This is a genomic window from Phyllobacterium brassicacearum (genome assembly GCF_003010955.1).
GTDB classification, from domain to species: Bacteria; Pseudomonadota; Alphaproteobacteria; order Rhizobiales; family Rhizobiaceae; genus Phyllobacterium; species Phyllobacterium brassicacearum.
In genome coordinates this window covers 44276-57687 of the sequence record NZ_PGGO01000016.1, presented here as the reverse complement: position 1 = coordinate 57687, position 13412 = coordinate 44276, and the positions used below count along the sequence as shown (strand labels likewise).

Here is a 13412-nt window from a genome sequence, read left to right as displayed (position 1 = left end):
GCAATTGTGGCGGGCATAGCAATAGCCTGGATCGTTTTCGTCTGTGTGTCCTGCGGCGCACTGCTTGGCATGCTGCTTCGCCGCATCTTGCCCGAACATCATCTGAACAACGATTCCAAGGATGTATTAAAACTGGGAATGGGCCTGCTGGCGACATTGGCTGCCTTGGTCCTCGGCCTGCTCATTGCCTCCAGCAAGAGCCAGTACGATACACAGCGTGACGGGCTTGATCAGGTCGCAGCCAAGCTCATTCTGGTCGACGCGGGGCTGGCGCTGTATGGACCGAAGGCCGCAGGGGCGCGCAATCAGTTCCGGCACACCGTCGCATCCGCGCTCAATCACATCTGGCCAAATGACTCGTCTCTGGCTTCCTCGTTGACTGCATCCGATACAACAGCAGGCGCTACAGCGGTCTACAATCTGGTTCAGGAACTCTCACCACAGGACGACACGCAGCGCAGGCTCCAATCTCAAGCCCTGCAGTTGCTCCAGGAGCTCGGCCAGACACGCTGGCTGCTCGTCGCGCAGCAGGAAAGCGGCGTCGTCCCGCTGCCGTTCCTCATAATCCTTGTATTCTGGCTAACGGTACTGTTTGCCAGCTTTGGGCTTCTTTCGCCACCCAACGCGACGATCATCGGCGTGCTTTTCGTATGTGCACTCTCGGTTTCGGCGGCGATCTTCCTGATCCTGGAATTGGGTCGGCCGTTCGAAGGAACACTGCAGCTTTCCAGCGCCCCGATCCGTCATGCTTTCGAGCGGATCGGGCAGTAATCGGTGTGCTGCAAGCTTGGACCGGTGCACCGACCCATCATGACCCACTATCCATTTGCAGCCGGTCCATTCCATTAGCGGACATCCCTTAATCACGTTCCCGTTCTGTGCTTCGAAAATCGCATAATATCTCGTGTGGAACCGCGCACTCGAATTCTTCAAGTCGGTTCGTTATGACCGCTTCTCTAATCGGGCATTGCGTCGATCTTGTGCCGCAGGGGTGAGCTTACTCGTCGAATTCAACAGGCGTCACGCGCTCAAACCAATCCGTGCCGACGTATTCCTCGAAACTGCTCTACGGACAGTTGCCACCTCAAATGGGATCGAATGCCGCGAGTTTACGGCGATATTTACTGTAACGTACTTCCTCGGCAGAAGGCCGCGGGTATTTTCCCGCCGGTAACTTCCAGGAGAGTATGCATGGTCAAGTTCAATCGACTGCCAGCGCTGGCACTGTTTTCGCTCGTCTCAGCGACGTCCGTTGCCGCGCAGGAAGATGCCGGACCCAGATTCATGGCTGATGTTCCGGCGAACATCCAGACGCCGGATACGGTGAAAACTCGCATTGGGATCCTGGAGTTCTCTGACGGCCTTCCCGATCAGGCGACGGTGCAGAAGGTTTACGACAACATCGATTTTTCAAGGGGCGTCGAAGCCTTTCTATCCGGAATGCCGGCCGCGTCTGTCTACGCACTGTGCCAAGGTCTGGAGGATGTCGGGGCAGCAAAGAACAAAGGCATCGGTGTTACAGAGAACCTGATGGACGCGCGTTCGTTGTTTCTGACCGCGAATACGACGACCGTCTACGTCTTCTTCTGTGTGGATCTCGCGGACGGTCCGGTCGTGGCGCAGGTGCCGCCAGGTGTGCTCGGACCCGTCGACGATGCCTATTTCCGCTATGTCACCGATGTCGGCCTCATCGGACCAGACAGGGGCAAAGGCGGGAAATATCTCTTTGTGCCGCCAGGCTATTCCGGCGAGTTGCCTTCTGAAGGTTACTTCGTCACCAAGTCACCGACCAACACAAACCTCGTTCTCTACCGCGCCTTCGTCAAAGACGGCGACATTGCTGCAGCGGTCACGAACGTGAAGGATCATGCGCGTGTCTACCCGCTGTCGACGGACAAGGAGCCGCCGGACACCACCTTCATCAACATCTCCGGCAAACAATTCAACACGGTTCATGCCAATGACTTCCATTTCTATGAGGAACTCAACAGCGTCATTCAGGCTGAGCCGGGCGATGCCTTCGATCCGGAAACTGTCGGTCTATTCGCATCCATTGGCATCAAGAAGGGCAAGCCGTTCGCGCCCGACGCCCGCATGAAGGCAATCCTCACCGAGGCTGTCGCGGTCGGCAATGCGACAGCCCGGTCGATGGTATTTGCGCCCCGCGATGAACGCGCGAAGTTTTATCCCGACCGTCAATGGAACAACGGCTTCATCGGCAACAGCTATCAGTTCCTGAACGACGGCGCACGCATGCTCGACGCCCGCACGATGTTCCATTACGCGGCGACGGGGATCACCCCTGCGATGGCAGACGCGAAACCCGGCACCGGCTCGGCCTATGCGTTTGCTGTCAGGGACTCGACGGGAACCTATCTCGACGGAAGCAAGGCATACAAGATCACCCTGCCGTTCCCCGTTCCGGCCGGACAGTTCTGGTCGTTCACAGTCTACGACAACCAGACCAGATCGATGCTGGAAACTGATCAGAAACTCGCAGGGATCGACAGCAGCCAGCCGGGCATCAAGAAGAACGAGGACGGTTCCGTGACAGTTTGGTTCTCTCCTGAGGCTCCGTCGGGACAAGAGGGAAACTGGGTTCAAACCATGCCCGGCAAGGGCTGGAATTCGTTGTTGCGGCTGTACGCTCCATTGGAGCCATGGTTCGACAAAAGTTGGAAGCCAGGTGACTTCGAACGGGTCGATTAAAACAAGGCCGCTGGCTCAAGGTGTCTTGCCTAACGGCCTGGCATCCGATGCCGCTAGACGTCATCGCAGAAAATGAACCGAAGGAACCGCTATGAATGCTAGATATCTCGCGTTTGCCGCCGTGATGGGCGTTTGGGCACTCATCGCTTTTTCCAGCGCATCACTTGCCGCCGAACCCGTCACCATCGACAATTTCGTCCGTGCTGAGAGCGACCTCTATTTCAGCAACATCGTCAAAGATGGGGGCTTCGGGAAATTCACCCATCGCCGCGAACCAGCGGCAATCGACAACCAGACAGTCATACGCCTCAACCGCGACACGCTCTACTCGGCGGCAATCTTCGACCTCGACGCCGGGCCAGTGACGATTACTTTGCCGGAGGCAGACAAGCGCTTCATGTCTTTGCTCGCCATCAATGAAGACCATTACATTCCGGCGGTATCGTATGGAGGTGCGAGCACGTTCACCAAGAATCAGGTGGGCACGCGTTATCTGGCGATTGCCATACGTACATTCGTCGACCCCTCCGATCCGAAGGACGTCGAGCAGGTCCATGCTCTGCAGGACGCCATCAAGATCGACCAGACCGGAGGTCCGGGTAAATTCGAAGTGCCGGAGTGGGATCAGGACAGTCAAACGAAGGTTCGCGACGCCCTTCTCATTCTGGCGACAACCATGCCCGACTTTAACAAGGCTTTCGGCACCACGGCCGAGGTCGATCCGGTGCGTCATCTGGTTGCGAGCGCGGCTGCCTGGGGCGGCAATCCCGATAAGGACGCCGCTTACCTCAACATCACGCCTGCGAAGAATGACGGTTCGACGATCTACAAGCTCGACGTCAGGGATGTCCCAGTTGACGGCTTCTGGTCGATCAGCCTCTACAATTCTAAAGGCTACTACGAGAAGAACCCTTACGATGCCTATTCGCTCAACAACGTGACGGCCCAGAAAAGCGAGGATGGCTCAATTGGGATTCAATTCGGCGGGTGTGATGGTAAAATCCCGAACTGCCTGCCGAATATGAAGGGCTGGAACTACACGGTAAGGCTCTATCGTCCGCGCGAGTCCATCCTCAATGGGACATGGAAATTCCCTGATCCGCAGCCCGTGAATTGATCTGAACCGACCGCGAGGGTCCTAAGCATGCAGCACAGCCAACGACCGGTCATTGGCTTGCGCTTGGCGGACTCTGAGGGGCTCGCCTCGCGCCCGCTTGCGGCGGTAAAGCGTCCACTTCGGACGGCACATTTTCGGGCAAGCCGACCCCCAGTCCGGATTGCCAATGCAGCAAATATAGGGTAGGGGTCTATATTATGTCGCATACCACGAAAGAAAAAGCCAAGCTGCTCGGACGCATCCGCCGCCTCAAGGGGCAGATGGAGGCGGTGGAGCGGGCTCTGGAAGCCGAGGTGCCCTGTGGGGATATCCTGAACCTTGTCGCGTCAGTACGGGGAGCAGTGAATGGCCTGATGGGGGAGCTCATCGAAGACCACATCCGCATGCACGTCGTCGATCCCGATAGGGATGCGGATGCCGAACGCGCCCAGGGTGCCGCAGAACTCATCGATGTTGTGAGGAAATATCTCAGATGACCCATGACGGTACAGCACACGCGCAGACAGGTGCTCACGACCACGTTTTCCTCGGTGACAATCACGAGCGCAACGAGCGTAAAACATGGTTGGTCATTGCCTTGACGGCGACGATGATGGTGGCGGAAATTGTGGCAGGAACCGTGTTCGGTTCGATGGCGCTCGTTGCTGACGGCTGGCACATGTCCACGCACGCGGCGGCCATGCTGATCGCCGCGTTGGCTTATCTCTATGCCCGCAAGAATGCCCGTAATCCGCGCTTCACGTTCGGGACGGGTAAGTTCGGCGATCTTGCCGCATTCGCCAGTGCCGTCGTGCTGGCCCTGATAGCGCTGTTGATCGGGTGGGAGAGTTTTGTGCGTCTTGCCACTCCCATTCCAATCAGCTTCTCGCACGCAATCTCGGTCGCCGTGATCGGTCTGAGTGTCAATCTCATCTGCGCCTTATTGCTGCGCGACGACCAGTCTCTCCACAGCCACGGACATCACCATGATGATCATCACCATGGACATGGTCATGACAACAATCTGCGGGCGGCCTACCTGCATGTCCTCGCCGACGCTTTGACCTCCGTCCTTGCTATTGCTGCCCTTGTTGCCGGCAGCATCTATGGCTGGTTGTGGCTGGATCCGGCGATGGGCATTGTCGGTGCGCTTGTCATCGCCAAATGGTCCTGGGGCCTCATTCGAGATGCGGGCGGGGTGCTCCTGGACTACGTGCCATCCAATGAAGATTTACCGGAAGAAATCCGCTCAGCGCTTGAAGAAGAAGGCGACATGATCACCGACCTGCACGTCTGGCAACTTGGTCCGGGACATCACGGGGCCATCGTGTCGCTCGTTAGCGAACATCCGAAGGCGCCGTCATCCTATCGCGAAAAACTCGCGCATATTCATGACCTGTCACACGTAACGGTCGAGGTGGAGCCACGGGCCGCTTAAGACCGTAGACAGCTTCGCGCCCGCGCTGTGGCGGCCGACATCTAAAATTTGGGTATCGTCTTTCTCGGTGTCAAGGGAAAAACAGCGTCTTTTGCATCCACTGGAGGTTTCCAGAAGATGGAACGCTCCGGGCTTGCGGACGTTATTTTTCCGTCCTTTGGATAGTGATCGCCAAAGGGCCAGATGCATCCAGTCGATTGTCAGGGAGGATCGAACCGTGGTCATAACCCGTGACGAAGTCGTCGCCGTTCTCGGACCCGTCGACGAAACGTTGGTGGCAGACATCATAGCAACCGAGGCGTCGCTGAGCGAACTCAGGGAGGCATTCGCTTGGCTGAACTCCGATGAGGCGCTGATGAACGAGGGCCGACCACTTCCTGGAACCCGCGTCGCTGCCCTCATCGATCTGATCGAGCCTGCGGAAGATTTTGGATTGTAAGCTGAATGCAGCGCCATGTGTGTTGCCGCAACTTGGCGCTGCAGCCATTGGTGGCAAAAATTAGCGGTGCTCAGGCTCCGATACATACTTCCTCAGGCATCGAGACTCTCGCTGGGGCACTTGCAGACGGACGATCGTCCGCGGAGTATCGCGCGATCGCTTTCCAGTTCACAAAGCGCGTCCATGTTCTCGTCGTGTGCCGACCGATTCCGCGGTTAGCGTGATAGAAGCGGTTCAGATTTAGAAGGATCTGTCGCAAATTGCCTTTAGATTTTTGTGCCCAATCAAAAACCACTCTAATCGGCCTTTCCAAACGCGTATGCCCCCATCGGTCTCGCCAATTGAGGCTAAACCGCCCGATGTTCTCAGTATGTGCTCCGAAAATCGCATAAGGCCTGTCTGGCGCCGCGGGCCGGTATGGTGATCTGCGGATAGGGTCCAAATCTCAACTGCGAGCACGAAGGCTCAGAGGCATTAGCTGGTTTTTCCGATCCAGATCTGTTCGATCATTTGCCCATTCAGGTCATTGCCTTCTCACACTGCTTGACCGGTGATTGTCGTTGCGACGATCATGCCGCCGCAATCAGTGCCGGATCGCTGTAATCTTCTCCCTTCGTCAACATGGCCCAGATTGCCCGCGCCATCTTGTTGGCCAAGGCGATTGCGACCAGCATCTTCGGTTTTCTCGCCAGCATCCGGTCCAGCCACGATCCCGCAGCGATGGACTTGCGCCCGAGCCAGCTCAACCGCGACATTGCCCCGATGATCAGCAACTGGCGGATGTCGGCCTGGCCGGCCTTCGAGACGCGCCCGAGCCGCTCCTTGCCGCCCGAGGAATGCTGTTGTGGAACGAGCCCAAGCCAGGCAGCGAAATCGCGGCCACGCTTGAAGCTTGCCATCGCCGGGGCGAAGGCCTCGACTGCAAGCGCGACGATCGGGCCAACTCCCGGCATCGTCTGCAACCGTCGTGTCGTATCGGTTTCGGCCGCCACTTCCTTGATCCTCCCCGTTTTGGCCTGGATCCGCACGGTCTTCTCGGAGATTTGCGCCAGAAGATCCCGGCATTCCTCGCGGACCAGCCCGGGCAGGTCGCTATCTGGCTCGTCGAGAAGCGCCTCGATGCGCTTGAGGTGGACAATGCCCTGCGGGATTGTGTGACCGTATTCGTAGAGCACTGCCCGCAGGGCATTCACAAGTTCGGTGCGCTGATGGACGAGACGTTCACGGGCCCGGAACAGTACCGCCTGGCTTGCTGCCATTGCGACCTGGGTTCCACGAAGCGCATCTCCGGCCGCTGCGCCGCGATCACGATCGCCTCGGCGTCGGCCGCATAATTTTTCTGCCGCTTCACGAACGGCCGGACATATTGGGGTGCAATCAGTTTCACCGCATGGCCGAACTCCACGACCTGTCGCGCCCAGTAGTGCGCGCTGCCGCAGGCTTCCATCACCACGACCGCAGGTGCTTGATCCGCTATAAACTTCAGAAACTGCGACCGGGACAGCTTTTTGCGGAACGTCACCTCGCCAAGCATCGACGCTCCGTGGAGCTGGAAAACACTCTTTGCCAGATCCACACCAATCATCGTATCGTTCATTTTGCCGCCTTCTCCGCTTTGTGGGTTAACGCACCACAACATTGGCACATTGCGATGCCGTCAGGGGAGGGCGGCAACCATCCCATCTCTACTGGAACAAACTTCTGCAAGTGCTCGGGGCTTATTTAAGTGCGCTTACCTTAGTTTCCCCGCTATTTAAGTGAAAGTCGTCTTGCTTAAATAGTGGCGGGAAATCATAGTTGGTACATGTCTGATTCTGAACTAAATAAGCGGCTCGGCCGCTTTGTCGAAACACCCGTTGCCGGCGAGATGGTGCGGGCATTCATACCTCCGCCATTGCCACCCACACCGTCGATTGACGTACTTTCACTTTTGGAACGGCTTAGTTTAGCGGAACGAGCGCTGGGGCGGCTAGACGGTATCACGATGCTGCTCCCTCGCCAGGAGCTTTTTCTTTACATGTATGTGAGGAAGGAGGCTGTTCTATCCTCACAGATCGAAGGAACACAATCGACGCTGTCAGATCTTCTTCGTTTTGAGATGGAAGCGCAGGCAGGCAACCCTGTAGACGACATCCGCGAAGTCTCGAACTACGTCGATGCCATGATGTACGGTCTAGAGCGGCTGGAAGTCCTGCCGATGTCACTGCGTCTGATTCGTGAAATGCACGCGCGGTTGCTGCAAAGCGGGCGTGGAGGGACCAAGAGCCCTGGCGAGTTCCGGCGTTCGCAGAACTGGATTGGGGGCTCGCGACCTGGCAACGCACTCTTCGTGCCGCCGCCAGTCACCGAGATGGACGTCTGCCTGGATGCGCTCGAACGTTTCATGCATGAAGATCGGTCGCGGCTGCCTGCACTCATAAAAGCCGGCCTTCTGCACGTCCAGTTTGAAACCATTCATCCCTTTCTGGATGGCAACGGCCGCATCGGTCGCTTGCTAGTCACGCTATATCTTTGTGTAAATGGTGTGTTGCGTAAGCCGCTGCTCTATCTGAGTCTTTACCTTAAGACTCATCGAACGGAATATTATCGACTGCTTCAACAGGTCCGTGAGCAAGGCAATTGGGAAGCCTGGCTCGACTTCTTCCTTGCTGGTGTCGCCGACACAGCCAACCAGGCGTTTAACGCCGCCACCCGCATTGTCGATTTGTTCAAAGAAGATCGGGAGAGCATCACAGCCCAAAGCGACCGAGCCGGCTCGGCGCTGCGCATTCATGATCTCTTTCAACAAAATCCGTTTCTGACAGCCAATCAACTTGTTCAGAAGACAGGGCTATCGGCGCCTACCGTCAACGCGGCACTCGCCGACCTGGAGCGTCTCGGCATAGCTGAGGAGGTGACCGGCCGGAAGCGAGGTCGCGTTTTCCGGTATAGACGATACCTCACAATCCTTAACGAAGGCACCGATCCGCTGCCGTAACCACGTGAAAAGCAAGCCATTTGCAGGGCTGCGGTTGGATCCCCTTTTGAGGTGGCCGTTAAGTGATCATCAGGTGCCGAGGCGTATGATCACCGACAGGCTCGGCTTATGGCGCGATTACAGAGGAGTTGTAGACCTCAGGTTCAATCCGAATCCGCATATCGGCATTAACGTCTATCCCCATCAGTCGTCGCCACTTTTGAGTACTAAACAGCCTGCATAATGGCTCAAGTGGAACCTCCCGATGACACGCCTGCAAGTCGAGCTGGTCCTGGTTCTTCTCGCGGACGGTTCGCCATGAGGCGCTGCGCAGCGCGTCGTACTCCCTAGCAAGACGGTCGTTCTCTCGCGTGTGATCCGGCATGCCCACACAAGGATGATGGGATGATCACCATTAGCACCACGGGACGGGTTCTCATCCACGACCAACTGTTCGGCCTAACCCATGCTGGGCTGGTCTTGCTGGCCCCGCGGAGGGGAGCGCCGACGTGCTTGTCAGCCGTGTGCGTCAGAAGATCGAGCCGAATGTCCGTGAACCGGACCGTCCGCCTCCGCGGCTACACATGCGTGGATGGTGTGCGCGTAATTCGGGAAGCTGAAACACCCGGCTCCCGCAAGACCCACGGTTGAGAGAAGCACGGCGGATCGCGCGTCCATCCATACCACGTCATGCTTTCAGACGAGTCGACCGAGCAACTGCACCACGCCCACGACCAGCCCCAGAAGCAACAGCAACAGGAGGATATTCACCGACCACTTGATGACGCGGTATAGCGGCCGGTTCTGGTGCGTGCCAGCACGGGCGCGAGCCCTCTGAAGATCCTGTTGGCCAAGCCACGACGGTCTTCCGGCGTGTTCGGCACTACCGAGGCGCGTGCTATGCCCTGATAAAAGAAGTTGAACACCGCCCCCAGCGGGTTCAGGGGCCGCTTCACAACGCACAATTCAACGGGGAAAAGATCGGTCATCCTTTGCGGAAGTACTCAGTCAGGCTTTCGTAGCGGGCTTCACCCCGGAAGCGGTAGACGTACACGATGCTCGCGGCCACAAGCGCGACCATGACGACAAGAACTAGCATGAGGTTCACCCTGAGTGTGTCAATGCCGCGGTATTGATAGAGGTTTCGTGGCTCCGACCCTGGTCAGACACTTCTGAATGCTTCATCCGAGGTGCGCACTCGCGCTTCGGATGGCGGCATTAGGTCAGATTTGGCATTGCCTTGTGTTTTGCATTGTTAAAGTTTGTTGCGGTGCAGCAACCGAACTCTCGGCGAAATCCTCTGCGACGCCAGGCTGATTGAACGTGCGGGCCACCGATCGCCACCGATCCTTCTCACCGGAAAGAAACCTGGTAGCAAACTGTCTACGCGCCTCTCATTGCCGTGGATGCGCGTGGCTTCGGTGCGTTCAGATCCCGCAACGATCGTCAGACATCAACGATCCGCGTGACGTGATGATATTCGTCCTGACGGTCTGGGCAGGCGTTGCGGCGGTCTTCGTCTCGCCATGAGCGGAGGCTTGCGCGCCATGGATTGAGGCGCGATCTAATCGCTATCCTCGGAGCACTCGTTCGCCGACCAAGCCGCGGCTGTAGCGAAAGCACAGAGTCGCGCAACATCTCTTAACAATACAAAACCCACGACAATAACAAATCGTGCCAGATATCGCCAACCGGCGCTGCCTAGAGCAGACGACGGAAATGGGTGTCGACACTAGGCCGCGCGTGTGCGCAACGATTGTCTTGACCGCGCTGCACGCGTTGAAGGAACTACCTGGAGATGGAACAGAATGTTCGAACTTTTCGTCAACGCCAGCGCATTATATTCTTCTGGATGTCCGCTCCCCTTCTTAGAACAAAACCACACACACTTTGACAGGCGCATTTAATACTCTTCGTGAAGCGCCGGTGAAAGAATCTCATCGGTTTCGGCTGAACGAGGATTGTTTGATGGTGAAATCGAGGATTGTACGAGCTCCAGAGAAACTTCTAATGCTCGCCCTCTGGACAGCGCAGGTGGCACTGGCTGCATTCTATGTGCTTGCGGGAACGATGAAACTGGGCCAGCCGGTGGGACATCTTGCGATGATGGGTGTCGATTATGCGACGAACTATCCTGAGGCAATGACCCGCTTCATCGGCATGATAGAATTACTGGGAAGTATTGCACTTATCCTGCCTGCACTGGTCAATGCGTCACCTCAACTGGTGCCCTTGGCTGCTGGCGGGTTTACAGTAATACAGGTTTTGGCCATTTTGCTGCACCTCGAACGAGGCGAACATTTCGAGACGGTCGCGGGCAACCTGATTTTGTTTTCCTTGTCGTCCTTTGTTGTGTTGGGCCGACTATGCCGGGCCGCACCGTCTGTTCGAAGCAACTTTTTCTAGAACCGCAAGGCTGCATGACAAACTCTGCCACGCGAATCTGCGATCCGCGTGGCAGCCGCACGGTAGGAAGATGGCGCGATGTGACGAAAGATTTTTCGACACTCGCAACATCCCGCTGATCTATAATGGTGGCCACAGCCTCCCAGCGCGATATCACCCGGGCGCTGACATCAGCGATTTGCCGATCCGCACGAGTTGCGAACGATAAAGCTTGTTTTCACCCTGATTGTCTTCGGCGTCTTGCCCGGATCCTTTATCCGGTCGAGCAGGAGCTTGGCCGACCTGCGGCCGAGTTCAATACAGGGTTGAGCGATGACAGTCAGGCGCGGTTCGAAGCAATCGGCCCATTCGAAATCGTCAAATCCAACGAGTGCGATATCGTCCGGAACATGTTTGCCAAGCGATTTCAGTCCTCGCATAATGCCGATCGTCGTCATGTTGTTGCCGGCAACGAGCGCTGTCGGACATACCGCACGGCTCATCATCTCAATGGTGGCTCTTGCCGCGCTGTCCACATCGTTCGAACTCCGCGCGACAGTGCATTCGCTGGCTTGCAATTTTGCGTGGCGCGCCGCGTTCACGAAACCATCGATGCGCTCCAAGGTCGTGGCGAAACCGGTGTGCCCCGGGATCATGCCAATCCGGGTATGGCCCAGCTCAACGAGATGCTCGACCAAAACCTCCATCGATTTGGCATTTTGCACGCCGACCTGATCGAATTTGGTGGAAGCTAGCCGGTCGACGAGAACGGTCGGGATGCCATGATCTTCGAGATAGCGAAGCGCACCAGATCCCTCCGTCGAGCAGGGCGCGATGATAATCCCGTCGACGCGCAACTGGTGCAGCGCCTGAACGACCTCCAGCTCCTTTTCGGGTGTATCATGCGTATCGGCGAGGAAAACGGTCATGCCGCAGGCGGCGCATTCGCTTTCCACGGCACGGATGATATCGGCAAAATAGGGATTTGATATCGCTGATATGGCGATGCCGACGCTGTTGCTCGATGAGCGGGCCAACGCGCGGGCAAGCGTGTTGGGGGTATATCCGGTTCGCGCAACAGCATCGCGCACCGCTTGTTCCGTTTCCGGCTTAACAAATCGCGTCCCATTGATGACGTGGGATACGGTGGATTGCGAAACTCCGGCAATCCTTGCAACATCGGCAATCGTGGCCATTTACCTTGCTTCTCAGTCAAATCGTGTTTCTAAACATCTCGTCTATCGTGTCGGCGCGGCCTCGACCAGACAAGCACGTCATCTATCCAACGCTACATTATTCCCCGAATCGGGGTCGAAGAAATGGGCGTGATCCATATCGAACGCGAAGATGCGCTCCTCGCCCTGCTTTACGGTTTCCTCCGGCCCCACTCTGGCAATGACCCGGCAGGCCCCGTGCGTGATGTCGAGAAGCGTCTCCGAGCCCAGAAACTGGCACACCTCGATCTTGAAGCTCGCTGCTCCCGGGCGTGTGTCTCCAGCGGCCAGCAGCCTGATATGTTCCGGACGGAGCCCGAGAGTGACGGAGCGAAGGCCGGACTTCGCCAGTTCAACCTGCCGGTGTTGCGGAACCGAAATGCGGATGCCGTTCTTCGCATCCACCAGTTCAGCGGGCGGGGCGACGTCGAGATCGACGAAATTCATCGACGGTGAGCCGATAAAGCCGGCGACGAAGCGGTTGGCCGGGCGGCGGTACACCTCCATCGGCGCCGCTGCCTGCTGGATCGTGCCGCCGTTCATCACCACGATGCGGGAGCCCATCGTCATGGCTTCCGACTGATCATGCGTGACGTAGACGGTGGTGATCCCCAGTTCTTGATGCATCTTGCTGAGAAAGCTTCGGGCTTCGACACGCAGTTTTGCGTCCAGATTGGACAGGGGCTCATCCATCAGAAAGACGCCGGGCCGGCGCACCAGCGCACGACCGAGCGCCACTCGCTGGCGCTGTCCGCCGGAAAGTTCCCGCGGGAACCGGTCGAGATAGCTCTCCAGCTTCAGTCTTTTCGAAACGACCGCCACCAGTTGATCGGCTTCTGCCGTCGGCACGCGGCGGGTCTTCAGGCCGAAGCTGATATTGTCGCGGACATTCATATGCGGAAACAGCGCATAGGACTGGAAGACCATCGAGATGTTGCGGTCCTTCGGCGGCAGATGTGTGACATCGACGCCGCCGATCATCAACCGCCCGGCCGAAATGGATTCCAGGCCGGCAATTATCTGCAGCGTGGTGGACTTGCCGCAACCGGACGGGCCGACAAGCACTGTGAATTCGCCGTCCGGAATGGTCAGGTCCAGGCTTGGAATGATAGTATGGACGCCGTATCTTTTTTCGATGTGGGTGAGAGAAACTTCAGCCATGTGAATGCAATTCC

10 protein-coding genes and 1 pseudogene are annotated in these 13412 nt (G+C 57.3%); 8 read left to right on the top strand and 3 right to left on the bottom strand.

Annotation, left to right across the window (positions count from 1 at the left end; all coding sequences use genetic code 11):
* The first annotated feature begins 6 nt into the window (after window positions 1–6).
* The 6 genes from CU102_RS19605 to CU102_RS19580 all read left to right on the top strand — a co-directional run bounded on the left by CU102_RS19605 (window position 7) and on the right by CU102_RS19580 (window position 5682).
* On the top strand, window positions 7–771 hold the full coding sequence (locus CU102_RS19605) for a bestrophin-like domain (protein ID WP_133624783.1): 765 nt from the start codon (window positions 7–9) through the stop codon (window positions 769–771).
* A gap of 420 nt (window positions 772–1191) precedes the next feature.
* The gene (locus CU102_RS19600) at window positions 1192–2709 is read left to right on the top strand and encodes a DUF1254 domain-containing protein (RefSeq protein ID WP_106712791.1); all 1518 of its coding nucleotides are present in this window, start codon (window positions 1192–1194) and stop codon (window positions 2707–2709) included.
* A gap of 91 nt (window positions 2710–2800) precedes the next feature.
* On the top strand, window positions 2801–3826 hold the full coding sequence (locus tag CU102_RS19595) for a DUF1254 domain-containing protein (RefSeq protein WP_106712790.1): 1026 nt from the start codon (window positions 2801–2803) through the stop codon (window positions 3824–3826).
* A gap of 197 nt (window positions 3827–4023) precedes the next feature.
* Complete coding sequence (locus CU102_RS19590; RefSeq protein WP_106712789.1) at window positions 4024–4302, top strand: metal/formaldehyde-sensitive transcriptional repressor; 279 nt, start codon at window positions 4024–4026, stop codon at window positions 4300–4302.
* Complete coding sequence (gene dmeF / locus CU102_RS19585; protein ID WP_106712788.1) at window positions 4299–5243, top strand: CDF family Co(II)/Ni(II) efflux transporter DmeF; 945 nt, start codon at window positions 4299–4301, stop codon at window positions 5241–5243. Before CU102_RS19590 ends, dmeF begins: the two co-directional genes overlap by 4 nt.
* 223 nt (window positions 5244–5466) lie before the next feature.
* Entirely contained in the window at window positions 5467–5682 is a 216-nt protein-coding gene (locus tag CU102_RS19580) for a hypothetical protein (protein ID WP_425351576.1), read from the top strand.
* Between the two features lie 569 nt (window positions 5683–6251).
* Here CU102_RS19580 and CU102_RS19575 read toward each other — a convergent pair.
* A pseudogene (locus tag CU102_RS19575) lies at window positions 6252–7279 on the bottom strand (IS110 family RNA-guided transposase).
* A gap of 207 nt (window positions 7280–7486) precedes the next feature.
* On the opposite strand from CU102_RS19575, the gene CU102_RS19570 reads away from it, so the two are divergent.
* Window positions 7487–8659, top strand: a complete 1173-nt coding sequence (locus CU102_RS19570) for a Fic family protein (RefSeq protein WP_106712786.1) — start codon at window positions 7487–7489, stop codon at window positions 8657–8659.
* Between the two features lie 2013 nt (window positions 8660–10672).
* Complete coding sequence (locus tag CU102_RS19555) at window positions 10673–11044, top strand: DoxX family protein (protein WP_166648563.1); 372 nt, start codon at window positions 10673–10675, stop codon at window positions 11042–11044.
* Between the two features lie 170 nt (window positions 11045–11214).
* On the opposite strand, the gene CU102_RS19550 is transcribed toward CU102_RS19555, so the two are convergent.
* Complete coding sequence (locus tag CU102_RS19550; RefSeq protein WP_106712783.1) at window positions 11215–12219, bottom strand: LacI family DNA-binding transcriptional regulator; 1005 nt, start codon at window positions 12217–12219, stop codon at window positions 11215–11217.
* Between the two features lie 78 nt (window positions 12220–12297).
* Window positions 12298–13398 (bottom strand): ABC transporter ATP-binding protein, encoded by a 1101-nt coding sequence (locus CU102_RS19545; RefSeq protein ID WP_106712782.1) that lies wholly within the window; start codon window positions 13396–13398, stop codon window positions 12298–12300.
* Between the last annotated feature and the right edge of the window lie 14 nt (window positions 13399–13412).

Bases quoted from the DNA above. Each gene is read 5' to 3' on its own strand.
- CU102_RS19600 (WP_106712791.1), top strand. From the start codon at position 1,192: ATGGTCAAGTTCAATCGACTGCCAGCGCTGGCACTGTTTTCGCTCGTC.
- dmeF (WP_106712788.1), top strand. From the start codon at position 4,299: ATGACCCATGACGGTACAGCACACGCGCAGACAGGTGCTCACGACCAC.
- CU102_RS19545 (WP_106712782.1), bottom strand. From the start codon at position 13,398: ATGGCTGAAGTTTCTCTCACCCACATCGAAAAAAGATACGGCGTCCAT.
- CU102_RS19590 (WP_106712789.1), top strand. From the start codon at position 4,024: ATGTCGCATACCACGAAAGAAAAAGCCAAGCTGCTCGGACGCATCCGC.
- CU102_RS19570 (WP_106712786.1), top strand. From the start codon at position 7,487: ATGTCTGATTCTGAACTAAATAAGCGGCTCGGCCGCTTTGTCGAAACA.
- CU102_RS19595 (WP_106712790.1), top strand. From the start codon at position 2,801: ATGAATGCTAGATATCTCGCGTTTGCCGCCGTGATGGGCGTTTGGGCA.
- CU102_RS19550 (WP_106712783.1), bottom strand. From the start codon at position 12,219: ATGGCCACGATTGCCGATGTTGCAAGGATTGCCGGAGTTTCGCAATCC.